The following is a 22,413-nucleotide window of genomic DNA, read 5'->3' on the forward strand; positions in this document are numbered from 1 at the left end:
GAAACGGTTAAGCTGTCGCGATCGAATCGCGCAGGATCGCCGCGCCATCATGTCCGACACCGACACCCCTTCCGAATCGCTGACGGAAACGTACGACCGCCTTTGGTCCTGCCTCGAGTCCGGCGTCGGCGCGCAGCGCTCGCCGTTCACGATGCTGCAGGCCGCGACGCTCGGCCTCGATGGTGCGCCGAAGGTGCGCACGATCGTGTTGCGGCAAGTGAGCCGCGCCGATCGCCTGCTGTCGTTCCATACCGATGCGCGTTCGGAGAAGGTCGCGGAATTGCGCCGTGACGCGCGTATCGCCATCGTCGCGAACGATCTCGATTCACTCGTGCAGATTCGCGCGGAAGGCGTGGCATCGATCTGCGACGACGAAGCGCAACGTCGCGCGGTCTGGCAATCGAGCCGTCCGCATACGCTGCTGCTGTATCGCGCACCGCTGCGCCCCGGCACGCCGATCGAGTCGCCCGAAGAGGCGCACGTTGCGGCAGGCGCAACCGCAGGCACATCGGCCATCGACGACGGGTACCGGAACTTCTGCCTGCTCCACGTCACGGTGACGCGCATCGACTGGCTCGAACTCGCGCGCGGCGGCCATCGCCGCGCGGTGTTCGACGTGAACGACGACGGCTACGAAGGCCGTTGGGTCGCGCCCTGACGGCGACGTCCGCGTTTCCGCTACAAACCCGTACAAGTCAGACAAATCCCGGATACATCAGACCTTTCAAATGGGCAACGCCGCGTGACCGGCGCGCGCCCGAATGAAAGCGAAGGCGCGCTCCGACGCGCGGCATGTTCACTTTCCACTTCACGAAAGGAGATGCCGAACGATGTCTTCCACACCGTTTTCCCCGACGCGTCGCCACCTGCTGGCCACTTCCGTGGCCGCCGGGGTATCCGCGATGCTGCCCACCGCCGCGCTGCGTGCGGCCACCGGCGGCAACGGCATACGCCCGTTCACCGCCCATATCCCCGACGACGCACTGGCCGACCTGCGCCGCCGCCTTGCCGCGACGCGCTGGCCGGGCCGCGAGACCGTCGCCGACGAATCGCAGGGCGTGCGGCTCGCTCGCATGCAGGCGCTGCTGCGTTACTGGGGTACCGAATACGACTGGCGCAAGGGCGAGGCGCGCCTGAACGGCTTTCCGATGTTCATCACCGAGATCGACGGGCTCGACATTCACTTCATCCACGTGCGCTCGCGGCACGCGAACGCGATGCCGATGATCATGACGCACGGCTGGCCCGGTTCGATCTTCGAGTTGCTGAAGGCGATCGGCCCGCTGACCGACCCGACCGCGCACGGCGCGAGTGCCGACGATGCGTTCCACGTCGTCGTGCCGTCGCTGCCGGGTTTCGGTTTCTCGGGGCGTCCGGCGAAAACGGGCTGGGGCTCCGACCACATCGCGCGTGCCTGGGGCGAGCTGATGGCGCGCCTCGGCTATACGCGCTTCGTGTCGCAGGGCGGCGACTGCGGCTCGGTGATCTCGCACCGGATGGCGATGCAGCGCGTGCAGGGCCTGGCCGGGATTCACGTGAACATGCCGGCGACGGTGCCGCCGGACATCGCGACGCTGCTCCAGACCGACGCGCCGGCACCGGCGTCGCTGGCGCCGAAGGAGAAGGCCGCGTACGAGAAGCTCGCAACGTTCTATCGCGATAACTGCGGCTACTCGGCGATGATGGTCACGCGTCCGCAGACGGTCGGCTACGCGCTGGCCGATTCGCCGTCGGGTCAAGCCGCGTGGATGTACGACAAGATCTCGCAGTGGACCTACAGCGGCGGCGTGCCGGAACGGTCGATTCCGCGCGACGAGATTCTCGACGACATTTCGTTGTACTGGCTGACCAACACGGCGACGTCCGCCGCGCAGATCTACTGGGAGGATCACTCGAACAACTTCAACGCGGTGGACATCTCGCTGCCGGCGGCGATCACGGTGTTCCCCGGCGAGATCTACCAGGCGCCGCGCAGCTGGGCCGAGCGCAGCTATCACAACCTGATCTACTTCAACGAAGTCGACAAGGGCGGGCATTTCGCGGCTTGGGAGGAGCCGGAACTGTTCGCCCGCGAAGTGCGCGCCGGGTTCCGGCCGTTGCGTCGCGCGTAAGCGTGGCTTGACGGGAAAACGCTGGCCGGTAGTGATGCCGGCTCGTGTCGCGCGCGTCGCGCGCGGCCGACCGCGAACGCCTGTTTCCGCCACGATTTTGAATCGCTGTATGTCGTACCCGAACGCAGATACGTTGGGATACAAAGCGTCCGGACGGTTCGGATATAAAACCGGTGAAGCGATTCACACGGCGGCGCGGTGCGATGCGCCGCCGCCGTGAATGGCGATACCGCATCGCCCGCACGTGCCGCGGGCCCCTTTCTTACCGATCGACAATGGAGAACGCGTCATGCCTGATACCGTCAACACCCGCCGCCGCCTGATTCTGGGCACGACACTCGCCAGCCTGAGCCTGGCCGACCTCGGGTTCGGCTCGCTGGCGCGCGCGCAGTCGGCGCCCGATGCGTCGACGCCGAAGCGCGCGGCCGGCGCGGCGTCGCTCGGCAAGATCCACCAGATCGACGCGGGCGTGCTGAACGTCGGGTATGCGGATCTCGGGCCGAAGAACGGTCCGGTCGTGTTTCTGCTGCACGGCTGGCCGTACGATATCTACAGCTACGCGGACGTTGCACCGCTGCTCACGGCGGCCGGCTATCGCGTGATCGTGCCGTACCTGCGCGGCTACGGATCGACGACGTTCCGCTCGGCCGACACGGTGCGCAACGGCCAGCAGGCGGTGACGGCCGTCGACATCGTCGCGCTGATGGATGCGCTCAAGATCGACCGCGCGGTGTTCGGCGGCTACGACTGGGGTGCGCGCACGGCCGACATCATCGCGGCGCTGTGGCCGCAGCGCGTGAAGGCGCTGGTGTCGGTGAGCGGCTACCTGATCGGCAGCCAGGAGGCGAACCGCAAGCCGCTGCCGCCGCAGGCCGAATTGCAGTGGTGGTATCAGTTCTACTTCACGACCGAGCGCGGCGCGCTCGGCTACGCGGCGAACCGCGACGCGTTCAACAAGCTGATCTGGCAACTCGCATCGCCGAAGTGGCAGTTCTCCGACGAGACCTTCGCGCGCAGCGCCGCGTCATTCCAGAACCCCGACCACGTGGCCGTCGTGATCCACAACTATCGCTGGCGCCTCGGGCTCGCGCAGGGCGAAGCGCAATACGACGACATCGAGCGGCGGCTCGCGGCCGGCCCGGCGATCACCGTGCCGACGATCACGATGGAAGGCGACGCGAACGGCGCGCCGCATCCGCAGCCGGCCGCGTATGCGAAGAAGTTCACGGGCAAGTACCAGCACCGGACGATCACCGGCGGCATCGGCCACAACCTGCCGCAGGAAGCGCCGCAGGCGTTCGCCGATGCGATCCTGCAAGTGGAGCATCTGTGATGCGGGCAGGTACTGCTGGTGTTGTGCATCGCGGCGCGCGCCGTGCACTCGTCGCGGGTGTGCTGCTGGCCGGCGCGCTGGCAGCGAGCGGCCCGGCGGCGTTGGCCGAGCAGCCGAAGCCGGCCGCGTCGCCGATCTACGGCGTGACGATTCCACCCGGCTACCGGAAGTGGGAAATGGTCGCGCCGGCCGAGGAAGCGGCACCGCTCGACGAATTGCGCGTGGTGCTCGGCAACCCCGTCGCGATCCGCGCGCTCGAACAGGCGACGCTGCCGTTTCCGGACGGCGCGATCCTCGTGAAGCTCGCGTACAAGCGCAAGCAGTCCGACGAGTTCGCGCCGGCAACGGTGCCCGGCCAGGCGACGACCGTCCAGGTGATGGTGAAGGATTCGCGTCGCTATGCATCGACGGGCGGCTGGGGCTTCGGGCGCTTCATCAACGGCGTGCCGGCCGATATCGGTCAGCATCAGACCTGCTTCGCGTGCCATCAGGCGCGCGTGAAGAATCACGACTATGTGTTCACGCGGTTTGCGCCTTGAGGGGGCGAGCGTGGCGGAACCGGCGAATGCGTGTCGTGTGGGGTACGCCGTTCGCCATTCACCATCGTTCTGATCGCCGGTGCCGAATTGCGGGTGGAGCGGCGGAGCGAACCCGGTCGCCAACGATTGCGCCGCCGCGTAGATTGCGTCACCACGAATAGCCTTGCATGCCGTAATCGGTGTCGTGTCGGCGACCCCACCAGGGGAGGTACGCGTTGTTGCCGCCGCGTGCGCGGAACCAGTCTTGGTTCGGATCGATCGGCGTGAGCTTCGACGGTGGTTTGATCACGACCGCGACGGGGTGCTCGGGGTCGGTCGTGCCTGCTACCAAGGCGTTGCCGCCAAAGTGGTTGATTCGGCCGATTGCGAGTGCGACGTCGGTCAACGCGCTGCCGGTTCCCATGTCGCCGAGCAGGGCGGCCGTGTTGAAGGTCTGATTCCTGGGGTCGTATTCCGGAAGGGTTTCAGTCAAGGTCTGCGCGAGCGAGACAACGCGTAACGACGCTGCGTCGCTGGGTACACCTGCGTCGTGGACGATGTAGCTCAGGTCCGTGACCGCGACATCGGCGTTGCGTGCTGCTTCGTCGATCGTGGCTTTCCATGCCTGCACCGTTCGCGTCGTGCCAACCTTTGGCGAAAAATCGCGCGTGTTGCCAGTTGCGGCCTTGCCGATCCAGGCGAGTGGTTCGCGCTCGGTGTTGAAGTTCGGGCCGGCGAGAAAAAGCACGACGAGGTTCTCGTTGATCTGCGCATCTGTGGGCGGGAAGTTCGGGGCGTCCCAGTTCATGGCCCATACGGTCTTGTCGGGGTTTTTCTGTAAATAGTCCAGCGCGTTGTTCAGCGATGTGAAGCCGGCGTTTGCACCGCCTTGAGTGATTTGCACGTCGGGAGGTGTGTCGCGGCTCCAAAGCGTCTTCGCTGATGGCGGGCCAATCTCGAAGAAGTTCATCATCCGATCGACCATGCGCGACTTGGCAAAGGCCGGATCGAGTCGGGGCGGAACGGCAACTTCGACGCGTATGCCGGCGAGTTCGCGCCAATCTTTCTGGCTATCGGATTTCACGGTGTAGAAGTATTTCACGTTGCTGAAGTAACGAGCGCGTAGAAGCAGGATGAATTTGTCGATGTACTTGGCATAGAAGCCGTCGAACGTTTCCTCGCCTTCGTTGCCATATGCGATCCCCGCTACCGATTGCAGGGTGGTAAAGGACTTCGGATCGGTGCGGACCATGTCATCGTTTTTGTTCGGTGTCGCAAGCCCTTGCGTCCACAACGATTGCCATTCGGTCGGGTAATCCATACGTTGCAATGGATTCAACCAGACCAGGCCGACAACCTGAGCGACGAATGGCTTCGCCGATTCTGCGGATCCGACTGCTGCACCTTCCTTCGGATCCCCGATAGGTGCGCCTTGTGCTGGACGCGTCATGGCCGTAGTGAACGCAAAAACCATAGCCGCAGTCAGTGCGGGCACGACAAAAAAGCGTTTCATCCAATCTCCGATTTCCAAATGCGCAGGGTCAGGTTGTTCTACGTGCGCCATCAGCCAGGCCATGAGAGCAGTGGTGATCAGCCAGACACAAATAGCGATAGCGATACGTCGCGGCCATGTAGCGATCAGCATCTTCATACGGCCCCCCCAACCTTTAAGTAAAACTGACCTTCACGCTCATTCGAGATTGCGGCCGGCATCTCGCCTTCGCTTTTCTCTGCGTGTACCCATTCCTGGAGAGGCGTTCTAGCGAAAGAGCCAGACGCAAAATAGTCGGCATACTTCTTGTTCGGGGTGTCTTTGGGTATCCCATCGCCCATCCGCCAATCAGCCTCAATGCGCAGCGATTTGAGTTGTTTTTCCGTCAAGTAGCACAGGCCCACGGCCACGTCATACGCAAGCGCCTTTTCGGCATGCTCGGGGTTGGTCATCGTCGTTGAGTGATTCGTCGGGCTGTTGGTCGCGCCGCGATCGAGCCAATTGACAATCTGTTTGTCGCGCCATTCCTTGTAGCCTTCGGGCATCGCGCTTTTGCCGTCCTCGCCGATCACGTGGCCGTCGCCATCGAGCCATTCGTTGTTCAGCGTTCGTCGCGCTTCCATCCGCATCAACGCGCGGTCCTCATAACGCTGCCCGGCCTCCGTGCCTGCCGTACCCTGCGCGACGCTATCTGTGTTCTTCGGCTGGTACTGGTCGTACGGATCATCGGCCCGCTTGTCCGCGTCAGCCTTGTTCGCGTCGCGCCAAGCAGCCGGCGGATCGTTGCCTTCGTTGAAGTCGCTTGTCGCATCGCCGTCCTTCGTCTCGACGGGTTTACCGAATCGCATCGCCTTCGGCGGGAACGGCTCGTCGAGTTCCGGCGCATCCGCCACCACCGTCCAACCCTTCGGCGGGTCAGCGTTCACGCGGAGCATGTTTAACGCCGAACTGATGCCAGTCACGACGAACATGAGCGGCGCGGTCGCCAGCGTTGCGGCTATCCCCAGAACGTTTTCGTTTCCTTTGAGCGCACCGATCAGATTGAATTTGGCCGGCGGTGACGGCGGATACCAGAATCCCGGCTTCGTTCCCTTCTTGTCATATCGCCAATCGTCTTCCCAGTACCGGTAGGGTTTCTGAACGCCGACCGGAAAGCCGGATGCGAACACACGCTGAGTCAGGATGCCAGCGGCACCGATATCGTCGAGTTCGTGCTTGCCGATACCGCGCCAGCCGATGCCTTGAACCGTCACCGCCGAAATCACCTGATCGTGCGGACAGCAATACGCGGTGACGCGGCCATACGTCGATTCATTCAGCCCGTGCCTCGCGCGATCCTCTTGCGCCGCATAAGACCGCTTGCTCGTCGGCGATACCCGCTCGTTCTCCATGTCCTCATCGATTTTGTGGGCAGGCTGTTCGTAAGCTTTTCGAGCGCCGATGATCGACAGGAATTTGCCGAATGTCTTCGTGCGCGCGGCGTAGGTTTGTCGTCCACGCCGGCCGCTGCCGTCTTTCGTCGCGCGCTGCGACCATGTATCCATGAATGTGTCGGACTTGTTCGGGCCGTCGGCATTGGCGAGACTGTACGGCGCGTTCGCCAGCACGTAGGCGTCTGCCACGCAGTGGCCCGTGCGCCCCCACGGATCTTCGACATCGGGAAACGCGTCGCCGAAGAACGCTGCCGTGAGACCGACGATGTTGCCCTGGCTGTGACACACGACGGTAATCGGCACGTCGGCCTGCATGCGGCGGATCGACTCGATCAGTCTGGCCAGTCGCAGCGCCGCGAGCACGCCATACGCACGCGGCGGCGCGCGATACAGCGGGCGGTTGGTTGGATTGATGCCTTGCACGGTCATCCAGCCCATCGTTCGATCGTCCAGACCGCCGTGCCAAAGATCGGGCAGACTTGAACAGCCGTTCGTGAACGGGCCGCCGCCCCAATAGTCCTTCTCGTTCAGAAAGATCTTGTCGCCGTACTCTTTCAATTCCGCTGCGGTCGCGCGATAGCCCCAGCGGAAATGAATGACGGGTGAGAACGACGGATCGGGTTTGATGTAGTTGCCGGACCAGAGCTTCGGGTTCAGAAACCCATTCGGCGTCACACTCTCCGTGTACTTCGCGGGCGTCAATTGCCCCGCATCGATACCGTGATACATCATCTGATCGTCCAGACGCCCGAGCCTGCGGTTCAGGCCTTTGCACAGCCCTTCCTCCGACGCCTCGAACCATTCGCCCTCCGAGTTCACCCCATGCACGAAGATCACGATGCCGGGCAACGGCATCTGCTTGAGACAGATGAGCGGTGTGTTCTTCGCAAACATCGTCACGCCTTCGACGCGGCCGACGACGATCGGCGGCGGTGCCGGCCGATATGCGGGCGCGTCCGGCGCAGCCGCGTGCGAGACGCGTTCGTCATTGCGCGTTTTCGCTTCCGATCGAGAATCGAAAATTGAATCGGTCATCCAGACTCCTCAACATGCGGGATGCGTTCCGCCACCATCGGACCGACACGGAGTGAAAAGATAAGTGTCCGAAGCAAGAGGGAAACGTGATCAGGCGGCGAGCATACTGAATCGGCGCGCGTGAAAGACGCGGTCGCCCGAAAACTCCGCGCGGAGGCCGTGATAACGGACACGGATTGTCAGAATGTGTTTCAGGCCCGAATCGGTCGCATGGCTTCGTTGTTGACGTAGTGCGTGTGGCCTTGCGATCCGCTGTCGTCCGACAGGCGACCATCCGGCGAATTGGCCTCATGACGCGACTGCACACGACATCGCGTCCGTACCTGGAAGCGCTCGAATCGCTATCGTCCGTGTGTTCGTTGCGATGCTGACGGATTTGTATCGCACTGTATCTATCGAGGCTCCGGAAACATCGGATTGCACTGAAGGCGAGTTTCGGAAACAAGCCGGATACGTGAGCGGGTTCTACTGTCGACATGCAGAAAACGTTCGGTGCCAAGCGTTCGCACCGGATGCCGAGTGATCGATACCCCCCACCTTCCTTCAAGGAGCAATCTCATGAAAGCCGCTCGAATCCTCGCAGTTGCCGTACTCGCTTCGATCCCCGCCTTGTCGTTCGCCGATGCCGGCCACGGCCTCACGCGCGCCGATGTGCGCGCCGACCTCGTCAGGCTCGAGCAGGCCGGCTACAACCCGGCCGGCAGCGACGCGCACTACCCGGACGATATCGCCGCCGCACAGAACGTCATCGCAGCGCAGCAGGTCGCGCGCTCCGACCAGAACGGCCCGTCGAAGTCGCAGGACGACAACGTGGCTGCCGCGTCGGCGCCGGCCTCCCGCTACGCCGCGGCCGACCAGCGCGCCGCACGGAACGCGCGCACGGACGCGGACGATCTGTACGCGCACTCGTGATCCGCGGCCGCGCCCGGGAGACGAGCGGCGCGGCCGCATCGGAAACACTTCAGATGCACAACACGATGAAAAGGAGCATGACGATGGTCGGTTTGACGAAACGGGTTCTGGTGTCCGCTGCGGTGCTCGGCGGCCTGTTCGGTGCGGTCTCGGCGCAGGCGGCGCCCAAGGAAGACCTGAAGGGCACGAACGTCGTGCTGGTGCACGGTGCGTTCGCCGACGGGTCGAGCTGGAACCGCGTGATTCCGCTGCTCGAAGCGCGCGGCCTGCATGTCGTATCGGTGCAGAACCCGCTGAGCTCGCTCGCCGCCGACGCCGCCGCGACGAAGCGCGCGATCGACGAGCAGAAGGGGCCCGTCGTGCTGGTCGGCCATTCGTGGGCCGGTGTCGTGATCAGCGATGCGGGCAACGACGACAAGGTGAAGTCGCTCGTCTACGTCGCCGCGTTCGCGCCGGACAACGGCCAGTCGATCGCCGACGTCACGCAGGGGCTGCCGGCACCGTCGTGGGCCGGCGAGTTGCGCAACGATGCGGGCGGTTTCGCGACGCTGTCGGACAAGGCGATCGCACAGGATTTCGCGCCGGACCTGCCGCCCGCGCAGCAACGTGTCGTCGCGGCGACGCAGGGGCCGTGGTACGGTGGCTGCATTTCGGAGAAGGTCGCGCAGGCCGCGTGGCATGCGAAGCCGTCGTCGTTCGTCGTCGCGACGCAGGACCGGATGATCGATCCGAAGCTGCAGGAGGCGATGGCGAAGCGGATCGGCGCGACGGTCACGCGTGTGAACGGCAGCCACGTCGCGATGCTGAGCCAGCCGAAAGCCGTGGCCGACGCGATCATCGCGGCCGCGGAACGTGCGAAGCAGGATGCGCAGTGAGTGAAGGCGGCGGCGCGGCGTGCGTGACGCGCGGCGCCGTCGGTGATTGTGAAGTCCCTTGACGAGGAGAATTCATGACGCAGCAACTCTGGCAACTGTCGGCGACCGAAATCGCGCAGCGCGAGCAGCAACGTGAAGTGTCCGCGCGGGAAGTGGCGGATGCCGCGCTGGCCCGCCTCGAAGCGGTGAACCCGGCGATCAACGCGGTGGTCGAGCATCGTCCCGACGACGTGCGTCGGCAGGCCGACGAGGTGGGTCGCGCGATTGCCCGCGGCGACGATCCGGACCGCTGATGCGGTGACGGGCGTGGTGCGTCGGCGATGCACCGCGCCGGCCGCTTGCCATTCGCCGATTCATCGAAGCGTGCGCCGTTCGACCCGGCGCACGATTCCATCACGACGTGCGGCGCGCGTCGCATGCGGCATCGTTCCCGGCTTCGCCGCCGCCGATCCTTTCAAAACACCTTCGATGCGCGACATCGAACGGCCATCGCTCCCCGTCCTCCGCACGAAACCGCCCCAATTGCGCGCGTCTGCTATTGCATTTCACGCGCTGCTGATTAGGAAATGAATTTTTATTGGTTCTGCTTCCCCGAGCGCGCTCGCATAGTGGGGCTGACGGCTATAGACAGCACGCAAGCTGCACCGGCCGCATTCCCGGCATGTTTGATCATACGAATTTGCGAGAACAAGGAAGCGTGATGACGTTTGCATTGGAAGAACGAACCGCCGCCCAGCAGGCGCTCGAAGACGCCCGCGCGGCGGCCGCAGCGGCGGGCACGCCGTACGCGGGCGGCGTGGCGCCGGAAGCCGCGTGGGCGCTCTTTTCCGCCGGCGACGCGTTGCTGGTCGACGTGCGCACCGCGGAAGAACGGAAATTCGTCGGCCACGTGCCGGAGTCGCTGCACGTGCCGTGGGCGACCGGCACGAGCCTGACGCGCAACCCGCGCTTCGTGCGCGAACTGGAAGCGAAGACCGGCAAGGACGCGGTCGTGCTGTTGCTCTGCCGCAGCGGCAACCGCTCCGCGCAGGCAGCCGAGGCCGCGGCCAAAGGCGGCTTCACGCAGGTATTCAACGTGCTCGAAGGGTTCGAGGGCGACCTCGACGAACAGCAGCATCGCGGCGGCAGCAACGGCTGGCGCCATCGCGGCCTGCCGTGGGCGCAGGACTGAGTCACGGCCGTTACGGGGAGAAGTCAGCATGGCCGCATTCGATATCGACGACATCGTTCAGTCGCTCCAGACCGTGCGCCGCGCGTGGCGCGAGAAGCAGCGGCGCTCGCTCGAACCGGGCGGGCGCGACCTGCCGGCGCGCGAGGCCCTCGCACAGATCATCGGCGCGCTCAAGGGCGTGCTGTTCCCGATGCGGCTCGGGCCGCCCGACCTGCGGCAGGAGAGCGAGAACTTCTATGTGGCCCACGCGCTCGACGCGGCGCTGAACGCGCTGCTTGCGCAGGTGACGCTCGAGTTGCGCTACGCGGCGCGGCAACGCAACGCCGACGCGCAGATCGACGAAGCGGCCGCCACCGCCGTGCAGGCCTTCGCGGCACGCCTGCCCGACATCCGCCGGCTGCTCGACAGCGACGTGCTGGCCGCGTTCCACGGCGATCCGGCGGCGGGCAGCGTCGACGAAGTGCTGCTGTGCTATCCCGGCATTCTCGCGATGATCCACCACCGGCTCGCGCACGAGTTGTACCGGCTCGGGCTGCCGCTGCTCGCGCGGATCATCGCCGAGCAGGCGCATGCGGAAACCGGCATCGACATTCACCCGGGCGCGCGGATCGGCGGCGGCTTCTTCATCGACCACGGCACGGGTGTCGTGATCGGCGAGACCGCGATCATCGGCGAGCGCGTGCGCGTGTACCAGGCCGTCACGCTCGGCGCGAAGCGCTTCCCGCGCGATGCGGCCGGTCATCTGGAGAAGGGGCTCGCGCGCCATCCGATCGTCGAGGACGACGTGGTGATCTATGCGGGCGCAACGATCCTCGGCCGCGTGACGATCGGCCGCGGCGCGGTGATCGGCGGCAACGTGTGGCTCACGCAGGACGTGCCGGCGGGCGCGAACATCACGCAGGCCGTGCTGCGCAGCGAGGCGAATGCCGCGCCGCGCGCGCGGAGCGAGCCGGCCGAGCCGGTGCCCGACGCACAGGTGACGACATGAGCGACCTGATCCAGCACTTCGGCGCCAACGTGCGCAAGCTGCGCGAGGCGCGCACGTGGTCGCAGGAGCAGCTCGCCGAACACGCGGGGCTGAACCGCTCGTACGTCGGCGAGATCGAGCGCGGCGAGGCGATCGCCTCGATCGTCACCGCCGACAAGATCGCGCGCGCGTTCGACGTGTCGATCTCGACGCTGTTGCCCGGCGTGTCCGTCGCCTGACGCATTCCGCTTCCTTTCCCGTTCGGTGGTGCCGCGTGACGGCTATAGCATGTTGAGCCGGCAGGTGCGTGCTTCCGATAATCACCCAGCGTCATAAGCAATCCCGTTTTTCATCTTAAGAACCCGGAGCCACACATGTCGACCGTTGCAAGCGGCACGGCCGCGCTGAGCGATCACGCCGCCCGCCAACTAGCGAACGCTACCAAGACCGTCCCGCAGCTTTCCACGATTACGCCGCGCTGGCTGACCCATCTGCTGCAGTGGGTGCCGGTCGAGGCCGGCATCTACCGCCTGAACCAGGTGAAGAACCCGGAAGCCGTGCGCGCCGCGTGCACGCAGCTCGAGGACGAAAGCGTGCTGCCGCAGACCTTCGTGCCGTACGAGGAACAGCCGCGCGAGTATTTCCTGAACGCGGTGAGCACGGTGCTCGACGTACATACGCGGATCTCCGATCTCTATAGCAGTCCTCATGACCAGATCAAGGAACAGCTGCGCCTGACGATCGAGACGATCAAGGAACTGCAGGAAAGCCAGCTGATCAACAACCCGGACTACGGGCTGCTCGCGAACGTGACCGACGAACAGCGGATTTTCCCGCTGACGGGCGCGCCGACGCCGGACGACCTCGACGAACTGCTGACCAAGGTATGGAAGGAACCGGCGTTCTTCCTCACGCACCCGCTCGCGATCGCCGCGTTCGGCCGCGAATGCACGCGGCGCGGCGTGCCGCCGCCGACGGTCAGCCTGTTCGGCTCGCAGTTCCTCACGTGGCGCGGCATTCCGCTGATCCCGTCGGACAAGGTGCCGGTCGCGGACGGCAAGACCAAGATCCTGCTGCTGCGCGTCGGCGACAAGCGCCAGGGCGTGGTCGGCCTCTATCAGCCGGGCGTCGCGGGCGAGCAGGGGCCGGGCCTGTCGGTGCGCTTCATGGGGATCAACAACCAGGCGATCGCGTCGTACCTGATCTCGCTGTACTGCTCGCTCGCGGTCCATTCGCCGGATGCGCTGGCTGTCCTCGATGACGTCGAAATCGCCAAGTACCATGACTATCCCGACACCTACCGTTAATCCCGGCTCGGCCGGCAGCGACGCGCTCGCGTTGCCGCACGCGCCGCTGCCGGCCGGCCTGCCCGACCCGGCGGCGCTCGCGCGGCTCGCGTCCGAGTTCTTCGCGACGCCGCCCGGGCAGGCCACCGCGCCCGGGCTGTCGGCGGGCAGCGGGGCGGTCGGCGGCGTGCCGTCGGCGCTGCCGGCTGCCGCGCCGATCCTCGCGTCGGTGAGCAATCCGGCGCCGGGCGGCTCGCCGCTCGCGGGGCCGGGCGGCACGGGCACCGGCGTGCCGGGCCTCGCGCTGCCGCAAGGCAAGGCGCCCGGCACGAACCTCGCGCCGTCCGCGCCGACGCACGTGCTGTCGCTCGGCAATCGCGTGCCCGCGCTCGCGCCGCACGCGGCCGCGCAGAACGGGCTGCCCGACAACGCGGTGTCGATCGCGCCCGCGTTCGAGCCGCGCGTCGGCGGCGCGGCGCTCGGCGTGCCGCAGGCGCAGGCGGCGGTGTCGGAGGGCGCGGTGCCGGCCGCGCCGGCCGCGTCGCCGTTTTACTTCACCGACGGCTCGCGGCAGGGCTGGCAGGCGACGCCGCAGGACATCGTCGTGCCGTCGAACGGCCTCGCGTCGCCGGAAGCGTTCGGGCTTCCGGGCGACGATGCGCTGCGCGAACTGCTCGCCGTGCAGCGCGACGTGCCGGTGTCGCGCGCATCGGGCGGCGAGGTGCCGCGTTACTTCATCGACGATACGCGCGCGGCCGAGCCGCAAGGTCAGTTGTATCGCGGCGCACACCCGCCGTTCGACGTGAACGCGATCCGCCGCGATTTCCCGATCCTGCAGGAGCGCGTGAACGGCAAGCAGCTCGTCTGGTTCGACAACGCGGCGACGACGCACAAGCCGCAGGCCGTGATCGACCGACTCGCGTATTTCTATGCGCACGAGAACTCGAACATTCACCGCGCGGCGCATGCATTGGCCGGCCGTGCGACGGATGCGTACGAGCATGCGCGGGAAACGGTGCAGCGCTTCATCGGCGCGTCGTCGCCGGACGAGATCGTGTTCGTGCGCGGCACCACCGAGGCGATCAACCTGATCGCGAAGACGTGGGGCGTGCAGAACGTCGGCGAAGGCGACGAGATCATCGTGTCGAACCTCGAGCATCACGCGAACATCGTGCCGTGGCAGCAGCTTGCCGCACTCAAAGGCGCGAAGCTGCGCGTGATTCCGGTCGACGATTCGGGGCAGGTGCTGCTCGACGAATACCGGAAGCTGCTCAACGACCGCACCAGGATCGTGTCCGTCACGCAGGTGTCGAACGCGCTCGGCACGGTCGTGCCGGTGAAGGAGATCGTCGAACTCGCGCATCGCGCGGGCGCGAAGGCGCTGGTCGACGGTGCGCAGTCGATCTCGCACATGCGCGTCGACGTGCAGGCGCTCGATGCGGACTTCTTCGTGTTCTCCGGACACAAGATCTACGGGCCGACCGGGATCGGCGTCGTGTACGGCAAGCGCGCGATCCTCGACGACATGCCGCCCTGGCAGGGCGGCGGCAACATGATCGCGGACGTGACGTTCGAGCGCACGGTGTTCCAGCCGCCGCCGAACCGCTTCGAGGCCGGCACCGGCAACATCGCGGATGCGGTGGGGCTCGGCGCGGCGCTCGACTACGTGAGCCGCGTCGGCATCGAGAACATCGCGCGTTACGAGCACGACCTGCTCGCGTATGCGACGAGCGTGCTCGCGCCGGTGCCGGGCGTGCGGCTCGTCGGCACCGCGCGCGACAAGGCGAGCGTGCTGTCGTTCGTGCTGAAGGGCTATGAGACCGAGGAAGTCGGGCAGGCGCTGAACGAAGAGGGCATCGCGGTGCGCTCCGGGCATCACTGCGCGCAGCCGATCCTGCGGCGCTTCGGGCTCGAGGCGACGGTGCGGCCGTCGCTGGCGTTCTACAACACGTGCGATGAGGTCGATGCGCTCGTGAGCGTCGTGAGAAGGCTGGCGGCACGGCGCTGAGGCGAGCGGCATGCGGAAAGGCCGCTTGCGACTCCCGGCAACGGGGTGTCGCAAGCGGCCTTTTTTCGTGGCGATGCGACAGCGCGGCGGCGCTCAGCGCCCGGCCAGCATGCGCCCGCCGAGCCCCATCAGCAGCAGCCCGGCCGTCGTGTCGAGCACGGCCTTGCGCCGGATCAGCAGCCGGCGCACCGACGGATGCGATGCGAGCAGCGCCATCGCGCAGTACCACGCGCCCGAAATCCCGATCGACAGCACGACGACCGTGAGATCGAGCCACACCGGCGTATGCGCCGGCACCATCAACGCGAAGATGCTGCCGTAGAACGCGACGGATTTCGGGTTCGTCATGCTGACCACGTAGCCCTTCTTCGCGGCCTGCCAGCCGGAGGACGCGGGCGGCGCGGACACGGCGAGCGGCTTGCGTGCGCTCAGCACCATCTTCAGGCCGAGCCAGATCAGGTACGTGGCGCCTGCCAGTCGCAGCGCGGTGTGCACCCAGGCGACGTGGGTCACGAGCAGGCCGACGCCGGCAATCGCGATCGCGGCCCAGGTGCCCGATGCGGCGGCGAGGCCGAGCCCGGTCATCACGCCGGCGCGGCGCTGCGCGAGCGCGGTGGACGTGACGATCACGAAGTTCGGGCCGGGGCTGGCCACGCTGAGCAGCAGGACGCCGGCGAGCGGCAGCAGGGTGTTGATGGTGGTCGACATGGCGCGGGCGGCGAAGCGGCGGAAGGAGCGTTCATCTTACCCCGGCGTGCCGTCGATGGCGCCTCGCGGTCGTTTCGGCACCGGCCGGCGAGCGTGCGCCGCACGCCGCCGTCATTGTTGAGCGCGTTGGAAAGGTGCAATCCGGAATCGGCAATAGGTGTCGCGAATATGACCGATTATTCTCCCGAGCGCAGTACCGTCCGCCAGCCGCAAATGCTGTCGGAGTGCTTACAAAATCAATCGCTCAGGGAGGCCTTTCATGAACCGCATCGTCGTATCCGGTGGTGTCGGCGCGGTGTTCGCCGTAGCAGCGGCATCACCCGCCTTTGCGCAGAGTTCCGTCACGTTGTATGGCCTCGTCGATACGGCGATCCGCTATCAGACTAACGCCGGCCCCGACGGCCGGGACCTGGTCGGCATGACGGTCGGCCCGGAAACGCACAGCCGCTGGGGCTTGCGCGGCAGCGAGGATCTCGGCGGCGGCCTCGCGGCGATCTTTCGTCTCGAGAACGGCTTCGAGCTCGGCGACGGCAGGCTGCACGTCGCGAACACGCTGTTCAGCCGGCAGGCGTACGTCGGCCTGGCGAGCGACCGGTACGGCTCGCTGACCTTCGGCAACCAGTACGCGCCGCTGTACGACACGATGGGCGACGTGTTCGACCCGATGACCGTCGGCGACTACTGGCAGGACAGTTGGGCGTACAACGGCATCGGCAACTACCTGACGGTGGCGAACTCGGTGAAGTACAAGTTCTCGACCAACGGCTTCAGCGTCGATGCGATCTACGGGTTCGGCAATCATGCCGGTGCGATGGGTCTCGACAGCACGTACGGTGTCGAGCTGACCTACGCGCAAGGGCCCGCGTCGATCAACGCCGGCTTCCAGCAGACCTCGGTGTCGTCCGTGAACGGCAGCGCGGTCAACGGCGCGAAGGTGAACTTCCTGCACGTGAGCGGTGCGTACCAGGTCACGCCGTCCGTGCGCCTGCTGGCCGGCTGGCTGCACGGGCAGGACAAGACGGGCACGACCGACTTCAACATGCAGCAGGCCGGCGCGCCCACGCTCGGTGGCGGCAGCCCGAATCGTATCGACGATACGTTCTACGTCGGCGCGAACTGGCAGGCTACCGCGCCGCTGCTGATCACGGTGGCCGGCTATTACGGCCACGCGCGCAATGCGGAGCGGCTCGACGGCACGCTCGGCTCCGGAATCAACTACTCGGCGACCGTGCTGGCCGAATATGCGCTGTCGAAGCACACCGAGGTATACGGCACGGTCGATTTCGCGCGCGGCAACGGCGCGTTCGCGGCCGACTATCCGGGCGCCACCAACCGGCTCACCGGCAAGGTCGACCAGATCGGCAGGACCAACAACGTCGGGGCCGCGATCGGCCTGCGCCAGATGTTCTGACGACGGCGCGCGCGGCGTTCACGCATGAAAAAACGCGTGGCGACCGGTGCCGCCACGCGTCGTGGATCGAAGCGCGGTCGCCCGGTTCGGGCGGCCGCGCACAGCGATGTCAGAAATCGAACCCGGGCCCGCCCGCACCCGGGCCGCCCGGCACCGCGGCCGGCGCCGCATCCTTCGGCGCTTCGAACACGGTCGCGTCGGTCGTCAGCAGCAGCCCCGCGACCGATGCCGCGTTCTGCAGCGCGGTGCGCGTGACCTTGGTCGGATCGAGCACGCCCGACTCGACGAGGTCACCGTATTCGCCGGTCTGCGCGTTGTAGCCGAAGTTGCCCGTGCCTTCCGCGACCTTCGCGACGACCACGCTCGCTTCCTCGCCCGCGTTCGTGACGATCTGGCGCAGCGGTTCCTCGAGCGCGCGCAGCACGATCTTGACGCCCGCGTCCTGGTCGGCGTTCGCGCCCTTGAGTGCGCGGATCGCCTGCCGCACGCGGATCAGCGCGACGCCGCCGCCCGGCACGATGCCTTCCTCGACGGCCGCGCGCGTCGCGTGCAGCGCGTCGTCGACGCGGTCCTTTTTCTCCTTCACTTCGATCTCGGTCGCGCCGCCGACCTTGATCACCGCGACGCCGCCCGCGAGCTTCGCCACGCGTTCCTGCAGCTTTTCACGATCGTAGTCGGAGGTCGCTTCCTCGATCTGCACGCGGATCTGCTTCACGCGCGCCTCGATGTTCTTCGCGTCGCCCGCGCCGTCGATCACGGTCGTGTTTTCCTTGCCGACCTCGATGCGCTTGGCCTGGCCGAGTTCGGCGAGCGTCGCCTTCTCGAGCGTGAGGCCCGTTTCCTCGGCGACGACCTGGCCGCCGGTCAGGATCGCGATGTCTTCCAGCAGCGCCTTGCGGCGATCGCCGAAGCCCGGCGCCTTGACCGCGACCGTCTTCAGGATGCCGCGGATGTTGTTCACGACGAGCGTCGCGAGCGCTTCGCCTTCGACGTCTTCCGCGATGATCAGCAGCGGCCGGCCCGACTTCGCGACCTGCTCCAGCACCGGCAGCAGGTCGCGGATGTTCGAGATCTTCTTGTCGTGCAGCAGGATGTACGGGTTCTCGATCTCGGCGATCTGCTTGTCGGCGTTGTTGATGAAGTACGGCGACAGGTAGCCGCGGTCGAACTGCAGCCCTTCGACGACGTCGAGCTCGTCGGCGAGCGACTTGCCGTCCTCGACGGTGATCACGCCTTCCTTGCCGACGCGGTCGATCGCCTCGGCGATGCGCTGGCCGATCGATTCCTCGCCGTTCGCGGAGATCGTCGCGACCTGCGCGATTTCCTTGCTGGTGGTGGTCGGCTTGCTGATCTTCTTCAGCTCGTCGACGGCCGCTGCCACCGCCTTGTCGATGCCGCGCTTCAGGTCGAGCGGATTGAGCCCTGCCGCGACGTATTTCTGGCCTTCACGCACGATCGCCTGCGCGAGCACGGTGGCCGTCGTCGTGCCGTCGCCGGCGGCGTCGCTGGTGCGCGACGCGACTTCCTTCACGAGCTGCGCACCGATGTTCTGCAGCTTGTCCGCGAGTTCGATTTCCTTCGCGACCGACACGCCGTCCTTGGTGACGACGGGTGCGCCGAAGCTGCGTTCGAGCACGACGTTGCGGCCCTTCGGCCCGAGCGTGACCTTCACCGCGTTCGCGAGAATGTTGACGCCTTCGGTCAGCTTCGCACGTGCGACGTCGCTGAAAATGATTTCCTTCGCTGCCATGATTTGCACTCCGTTATTGATTGACGACCGCGACGATGTCTTCCTCGCGCAGCACGAGGAATTCATTGCCGTCCACCTTGACCGCCTGGCCCGCGTACTTGCCGAACAGCACGCGTTCGCCGACCTGCAGGTCGGGCACGATGCGCTGGCCGTCCGCGTCCTTGCGGCCGGGGCCGACGGCGATCACTTCGCCCTGGTCGGGCTTTTCCGCGGCGCTGTCGGGGATCACGATGCCCGAGGCGGTGGTGGTTTCCTGGTCGAGTCGTTTCACGATGACCCGGTCGTGCAAGGGGCGTAGGCTCATCTGTCCGTCCTGTTCTGTTGTGTCGAAATTGGCTGGCACTCTTTAGCAGAGAGTGCTGACGAGTATAAAAACGCGTGGCGGCGCGATCCAATAACGGATTCCGAAATGCATTTGCGTGGATGCGCTATGGACGATCACCCGACAGCGCTGCTGAACGCTGTGTGTTCTTTTCCGCGTTCTCCAACGTTCGCCGCAACAGCGTCAGTTCGATTAGCTCGAGTTGGTAAGCGAAGCGCGACTGGACGCGCTTCAGCATCATCGAGCCGACGGACAGACCGAAAACCAGCGCGATACCCCAGAGAATCGCCGTATTGCTGAAGTTTCCGGAGACGAATCCGTTCGTCAGCGTGTTCCGCAGCCACGGCAATCCGCCCGCATCTTTGATATTGGTGAGCGTGATGGCAAGAAGCGCATAGGCCGCCGTACCTCCGCCGAAGAATGAAACGACGCGTGAGTCGAGGCGCTTCACCTTGAGTTGCAGGCAATGCTGCGCGTATTTCAGTGTGTTGTCGGCATAGCTGTTCAGAAGCCGGGCGCTTTTCTCATCAGTCTCTATCTCGCGAATGAGCGTATCCAGCGCTTCCTGTTTCCAGCGAAACATCTGCATGACGCCGACGATGGGCTCAACGATGAGAGAGAGAAGGCTCAGGACCACGGTGAACGCATAGAGCGCCAAGGCCGGCGCCTTTTGCCACTCTGCAGGCGCCAGTTTGTGCCATGCCACCATCAAGAGGAGCAGCAGGAAACAAATGCCGCCGCCAGCAAGCAGAAGTATCGAGCCCTTCCGCGCTCGCTCAATCGACAATGCTTTTGCCGGCCGGTAAGGCTCGAGCGTAGAGAGGGTTTCCAGTAGTTCCTTGATTTTCAACATGAGGTCTCCGATGAACATTTCACGGTCGGGCGGCATACACGCGTTGTGCTTTCGACCGACAACGATATGCGGTCGCATGCTTTCATCGCGGTATGCGATCGGATTATGCGTTCGGAATTTCATTTCCTATCTCGATATCGGGGATGAGCAGCACGGGCCAGCGTGGGCCGCCGTGCATATTCCTGCTCCCCGTTAGCATGTGACGAATCCGACTTTGGGCGCCGCGCGAGCGCCGCTAAGATCGCCGATCCGTAATCGAGCGTTCGACAAAATGAAAAAGTCCGCGTCGCCGTTGCATGCCTTCCGTTTCCGTGTCGTCTGCGCCGCGATTGCCGGCGCGTTGTCGCTCGCATCGTGCGGGGGCGTCGACAGCGATGCGCCGTCGCAGTCCGCCGCGACACCGCCGCAGGCCGCGAAGCGCCCGAACATCCTGTACATCATGGCCGACGATCTCGGCTATTCCGACATCCATGCATTCGGCGGCGAGATCAACACGCCGAACCTCGACGCGCTCGTCGCGTCGGGCCGCATCCTGTCGAACCACCACACGGGCACCGTCTGCGCGATCACGCGCGCGATGCTGATTTCCGGCACCGATCACCACCTCGTCGGCGAAGGCACGATGGGCGTGCCGACCGACGAGCGGCGCGGGCTGCCCGGCTACGAGGGCTACCTGAACGATCGCGCGCTGTCGTTCGCACAACTACTGAAGGACGCCGGCTATCACACGTACATCGCCGGCAAGTGGCACATCGGATCGGGGATCGTCGGCAGTGCGACGGGCAGCGGGCAGACGCCCGACCAGTGGGGCTTCGAGCGCAGCTACGTGCTGCTCGGCGGCGCGGCGACGAACCATTTCGCGCACGAGCCGGCCGGCTCGTCGAACTACACGGAAGACGGCAGCTACGTGCAGCCGGGCCAGCCCGGACAGCCGGGCGGCGCAGGCGGCAATCCGGCCGTGTTCTACTCGACGGACTTCTATACGCAGAAGCTGATCTCGTACATCGATGCGAACAGGCAGGACGGCAAGCCGTTCTTCGCGTACGCGGCCTACACGTCGCCGCACTGGCCGCTGCAGGTGCCGGATCCGTGGCTGCACAAGTACGCGGGCGTATACGACGCCGGCTACGATGCGATCCGCAGCGCGCGGATCGCGCGGCAGAAGGCGCTCGGCCTGATCCCCGCCGACTTCAAGCCGTTCGACGGCCTGCCCGAAACGACGGCCGCGTCGCCGGCAACGGCGAACAACGGCACCGCGAACGCGAAGTACATCAGCGCCGTGCATTCGGCCGCCGACGGCTACAGCGACTACGGCACCGGCAAGGTCGACAAGCTGTGGGCGAGCCTGAGCCCGGCCGAGCGCCGTGCGCAGGCGCGCTACATGGAGATCTACGCGGGGATGGTCGAGAACCTCGACTACAACATCGGCCGCTTGATCCAGCACCTGAAGGACATCGGCGAATACGACAACACTTTCATCATGTTCCAGTCGGACAACGGCGCGGAAGGCTGGCCGATCGACTCCGGCGCGGACCCGACGGCGACCGACACCGCGAACGGGCAGGATCCGGTCTATTCGACGCTCGGCACCGACAACGGCAAGCAGAACGCGCAACGGCTGCAGTACGGGCTGCGCTGGGCCGAAGTGAGCGCGACGCCGTTCCGGCTCACGAAGGGCTATTCGGCCGAAGGCGGCGTGTCGACGCCGACGATCGTGCGGCTGCCGGGGCAGACACGCCAGTTGCCGACGCTGCGCGCGTTCACGCACGTGACCGACAACACGGCGACCTTCCTCGCGGTCGCGGGCGTCACGCCGCCGTCGCAGCCGGCGCCGCCGCTCGTGAACACGCTGACGGGCGTCGACCAGAACAAGGGCAAGGTCGTCTACAACAACCGCTACGTCTATCCGCCGACGGGCCAGTCGCTGCTGCCGGTGCTCACCGGCTCGGCGACGGGCGAGGTGCATACCACGCCGTTCGGCGACGAAGCGTACGGCCGCGCATACCTGCGCAGCGCCGACGGTCGCTGGAAGGCGTTGTGGACCGAACCGCCGCTCGGGCCGCTCGATGGCCACTGGCAGCTGTACGACCTTGCGGCGGACCGCGGCGAGACGACCGACGTGTCGGCGCAGAACCCGTCGGTGATCAGCACGCTCGTCGACCAGTGGAAGACGTACATGAGCAACGTCGGCGGGGTGGAACCGCTGCGTCCGCGCGGCTACTACTGAG

At 65.9% G+C, this 22,413-nt stretch carries 19 protein-coding genes and 1 pseudogene; 14 read left to right on the forward strand and 6 right to left on the reverse strand.

Annotated elements, in window-relative coordinates; all coding sequences use genetic code 11:
* The first annotated feature begins 49 nt into the window (after window positions 1-49).
* From U4Z31_RS19040 to U4Z31_RS19055, 4 genes are all read left to right on the forward strand, one after another.
* On the forward strand, window positions 50-658 hold the full coding sequence (locus U4Z31_RS19040) for a pyridoxamine 5'-phosphate oxidase family protein (protein WP_321811069.1): 609 nt from the start codon (window positions 50-52) through the stop codon (window positions 656-658).
* 172 nt (window positions 659-830) lie between these two features.
* The gene (locus U4Z31_RS19045) at window positions 831-2,111 is read left to right on the forward strand and encodes an epoxide hydrolase family protein (RefSeq protein WP_124571420.1); all 1,281 of its coding nucleotides are present in this window, start codon (window positions 831-833) and stop codon (window positions 2,109-2,111) included.
* A gap of 289 nt (window positions 2,112-2,400) precedes the next feature.
* A complete protein-coding gene (locus U4Z31_RS19050; protein ID WP_044849013.1) occupies window positions 2,401-3,444 on the forward strand; it encodes an alpha/beta fold hydrolase in 1,044 nt (347 codons plus the stop codon).
* Window positions 3,444-3,983: a cytochrome P460 family protein gene (locus U4Z31_RS19055; protein WP_321811070.1), complete on the forward strand. Its 540-nt coding sequence runs from the start codon at window positions 3,444-3,446 to the stop codon at window positions 3,981-3,983. Before U4Z31_RS19050 ends, U4Z31_RS19055 begins: the two co-directional genes overlap by 1 nt.
* Before the next feature lie 148 nt (window positions 3,984-4,131).
* Here U4Z31_RS19055 and U4Z31_RS19060 read toward each other — a convergent pair whose 3' ends face one another.
* Together U4Z31_RS19060 and U4Z31_RS19065 are read right to left on the reverse strand one after the other, a co-directional pair.
* Entirely contained in the window at window positions 4,132-5,613 is a 1,482-nt protein-coding gene (locus U4Z31_RS19060; protein ID WP_321811071.1) for a virulence factor, read from the reverse strand.
* On the reverse strand, window positions 5,610-7,922 hold the full coding sequence (locus tag U4Z31_RS19065) for a hypothetical protein (RefSeq protein WP_321811072.1): 2,313 nt from the start codon (window positions 7,920-7,922) through the stop codon (window positions 5,610-5,612). The genes U4Z31_RS19060 and U4Z31_RS19065 overlap by 4 nt, the downstream gene beginning before the upstream one ends.
* A gap of 558 nt (window positions 7,923-8,480) precedes the next feature.
* On the opposite strand from U4Z31_RS19065, the gene U4Z31_RS19070 reads away from it, so the two are divergent.
* From U4Z31_RS19070 to U4Z31_RS19105, 8 genes and pseudogenes are all read left to right on the forward strand, one after another.
* A complete protein-coding gene (locus tag U4Z31_RS19070) occupies window positions 8,481-8,834 on the forward strand; it encodes a DUF4148 domain-containing protein (protein ID WP_321796416.1) in 354 nt (117 codons plus the stop codon).
* 83 nt (window positions 8,835-8,917) lie between these two features.
* Entirely contained in the window at window positions 8,918-9,709 is a 792-nt protein-coding gene (locus tag U4Z31_RS19075) for an alpha/beta fold hydrolase (RefSeq protein ID WP_044849026.1), read from the forward strand.
* A 74-nt stretch (window positions 9,710-9,783) separates the two neighbouring features.
* A pseudogene (locus U4Z31_RS19080) lies at window positions 9,784-9,993 on the forward strand (amidase); the annotation flags it as partial.
* Window positions 9,994-10,409: 416 nt separating this feature from the next.
* Complete coding sequence (locus tag U4Z31_RS19085; RefSeq protein WP_044849009.1) at window positions 10,410-10,880, forward strand: rhodanese-like domain-containing protein; 471 nt, start codon at window positions 10,410-10,412, stop codon at window positions 10,878-10,880.
* A gap of 28 nt (window positions 10,881-10,908) precedes the next feature.
* Window positions 10,909-11,868, forward strand: a complete 960-nt coding sequence (gene epsC / locus U4Z31_RS19090; RefSeq protein ID WP_044849008.1) for a serine O-acetyltransferase EpsC — start codon at window positions 10,909-10,911, stop codon at window positions 11,866-11,868.
* Complete coding sequence (locus tag U4Z31_RS19095) at window positions 11,865-12,086, forward strand: helix-turn-helix domain-containing protein (protein ID WP_044849007.1); 222 nt, start codon at window positions 11,865-11,867, stop codon at window positions 12,084-12,086. Before epsC ends, U4Z31_RS19095 begins: the two co-directional genes overlap by 4 nt.
* Before the next feature lie 135 nt (window positions 12,087-12,221).
* A complete protein-coding gene (locus U4Z31_RS19100; RefSeq protein ID WP_034205507.1) occupies window positions 12,222-13,154 on the forward strand; it encodes a family 2A encapsulin nanocompartment shell protein in 933 nt (310 codons plus the stop codon).
* Window positions 13,129-15,141, forward strand: a complete 2,013-nt coding sequence (locus tag U4Z31_RS19105) for a family 2A encapsulin nanocompartment cargo protein cysteine desulfurase (RefSeq protein WP_321811073.1) — start codon at window positions 13,129-13,131, stop codon at window positions 15,139-15,141. The genes U4Z31_RS19100 and U4Z31_RS19105 overlap by 26 nt, the downstream gene beginning before the upstream one ends.
* 93 nt (window positions 15,142-15,234) lie before the next feature.
* Here U4Z31_RS19105 and U4Z31_RS19110 read toward each other — a convergent pair whose 3' ends face one another.
* Window positions 15,235-15,849: a LysE family translocator gene (locus tag U4Z31_RS19110; protein ID WP_321811074.1), complete on the reverse strand. Its 615-nt coding sequence runs from the start codon at window positions 15,847-15,849 to the stop codon at window positions 15,235-15,237.
* Between the two features lie 259 nt (window positions 15,850-16,108).
* Here U4Z31_RS19110 and U4Z31_RS19115 point away from each other — a divergent pair, with 259 nt between their 5' ends.
* On the forward strand, window positions 16,109-17,260 hold the full coding sequence (locus U4Z31_RS19115) for a porin (protein WP_044847314.1): 1,152 nt from the start codon (window positions 16,109-16,111) through the stop codon (window positions 17,258-17,260).
* A gap of 109 nt (window positions 17,261-17,369) precedes the next feature.
* On the opposite strand, the gene groL is transcribed toward U4Z31_RS19115, so the two are convergent.
* The 3 genes from groL to U4Z31_RS19130 all read right to left on the reverse strand — a co-directional run bounded on the left by groL (window position 17,370) and on the right by U4Z31_RS19130 (window position 20,185).
* Window positions 17,370-19,010, reverse strand: a complete 1,641-nt coding sequence (groL, locus tag U4Z31_RS19120; protein ID WP_044847313.1) for a chaperonin GroEL — start codon at window positions 19,008-19,010, stop codon at window positions 17,370-17,372.
* A gap of 13 nt (window positions 19,011-19,023) precedes the next feature.
* Window positions 19,024-19,314 (reverse strand): co-chaperone GroES, encoded by a 291-nt coding sequence (locus U4Z31_RS19125; protein ID WP_011356207.1) that lies wholly within the window; start codon window positions 19,312-19,314, stop codon window positions 19,024-19,026.
* A 124-nt stretch (window positions 19,315-19,438) separates the two neighbouring features.
* Complete coding sequence (locus U4Z31_RS19130) at window positions 19,439-20,185, reverse strand: hypothetical protein (protein ID WP_321811075.1); 747 nt, start codon at window positions 20,183-20,185, stop codon at window positions 19,439-19,441.
* A 271-nt stretch (window positions 20,186-20,456) separates the two neighbouring features.
* Between U4Z31_RS19130 and U4Z31_RS19135 the strand changes: the two genes are divergently transcribed.
* Entirely contained in the window at window positions 20,457-22,412 is a 1,956-nt protein-coding gene (locus U4Z31_RS19135) for an arylsulfatase (protein ID WP_321811076.1), read from the forward strand.
* The last annotated feature ends 1 nt before the right edge of the window (window position 22,413 follow it).

Origin of the sequence: Burkholderia sp. BCC1985 (assembly GCF_905339915.1) — a bacterium.
Classification (GTDB): domain Bacteria; phylum Pseudomonadota; class Gammaproteobacteria; order Burkholderiales; family Burkholderiaceae; genus Burkholderia.

What these genes read in the sequence shown, in the direction of transcription:
- U4Z31_RS19040 (WP_321811069.1), top strand. Translation starts at nt 50, where the DNA reads ATGTCCGACACCGACACCCCTTCCGAATCGCTGACGGAAACGTACGAC.
- U4Z31_RS19125 (WP_011356207.1), bottom strand. Translation starts at nt 19,314, where the DNA reads ATGAGCCTACGCCCCTTGCACGACCGGGTCATCGTGAAACGACTCGAC.
- U4Z31_RS19110 (WP_321811074.1), bottom strand. Translation starts at nt 15,849, where the DNA reads ATGTCGACCACCATCAACACCCTGCTGCCGCTCGCCGGCGTCCTGCTG.
- epsC (WP_044849008.1), top strand. Translation starts at nt 10,909, where the DNA reads ATGGCCGCATTCGATATCGACGACATCGTTCAGTCGCTCCAGACCGTG.
- U4Z31_RS19095 (WP_044849007.1), top strand. Translation starts at nt 11,865, where the DNA reads ATGAGCGACCTGATCCAGCACTTCGGCGCCAACGTGCGCAAGCTGCGC.
- groL (WP_044847313.1), bottom strand. Translation starts at nt 19,010, where the DNA reads ATGGCAGCGAAGGAAATCATTTTCAGCGACGTCGCACGTGCGAAGCTG.
- U4Z31_RS19070 (WP_321796416.1), top strand. Translation starts at nt 8,481, where the DNA reads ATGAAAGCCGCTCGAATCCTCGCAGTTGCCGTACTCGCTTCGATCCCC.
- U4Z31_RS19130 (WP_321811075.1), bottom strand. Translation starts at nt 20,185, where the DNA reads ATGTTGAAAATCAAGGAACTACTGGAAACCCTCTCTACGCTCGAGCCT.
- U4Z31_RS19100 (WP_034205507.1), top strand. Translation starts at nt 12,222, where the DNA reads ATGTCGACCGTTGCAAGCGGCACGGCCGCGCTGAGCGATCACGCCGCC.
- U4Z31_RS19055 (WP_321811070.1), top strand. Translation starts at nt 3,444, where the DNA reads ATGCGGGCAGGTACTGCTGGTGTTGTGCATCGCGGCGCGCGCCGTGCA.
- U4Z31_RS19105 (WP_321811073.1), top strand. Translation starts at nt 13,129, where the DNA reads ATGACTATCCCGACACCTACCGTTAATCCCGGCTCGGCCGGCAGCGAC.
- U4Z31_RS19075 (WP_044849026.1), top strand. Translation starts at nt 8,918, where the DNA reads ATGGTCGGTTTGACGAAACGGGTTCTGGTGTCCGCTGCGGTGCTCGGC.
- U4Z31_RS19060 (WP_321811071.1), bottom strand. Translation starts at nt 5,613, where the DNA reads ATGAAGATGCTGATCGCTACATGGCCGCGACGTATCGCTATCGCTATT.
- U4Z31_RS19135 (WP_321811076.1), top strand. Translation starts at nt 20,457, where the DNA reads ATGAAAAAGTCCGCGTCGCCGTTGCATGCCTTCCGTTTCCGTGTCGTC.
- U4Z31_RS19045 (WP_124571420.1), top strand. Translation starts at nt 831, where the DNA reads ATGTCTTCCACACCGTTTTCCCCGACGCGTCGCCACCTGCTGGCCACT.
- U4Z31_RS19115 (WP_044847314.1), top strand. Translation starts at nt 16,109, where the DNA reads ATGAACCGCATCGTCGTATCCGGTGGTGTCGGCGCGGTGTTCGCCGTA.
- U4Z31_RS19085 (WP_044849009.1), top strand. Translation starts at nt 10,410, where the DNA reads ATGACGTTTGCATTGGAAGAACGAACCGCCGCCCAGCAGGCGCTCGAA.
- U4Z31_RS19050 (WP_044849013.1), top strand. Translation starts at nt 2,401, where the DNA reads ATGCCTGATACCGTCAACACCCGCCGCCGCCTGATTCTGGGCACGACA.
- U4Z31_RS19065 (WP_321811072.1), bottom strand. Translation starts at nt 7,922, where the DNA reads ATGACCGATTCAATTTTCGATTCTCGATCGGAAGCGAAAACGCGCAAT.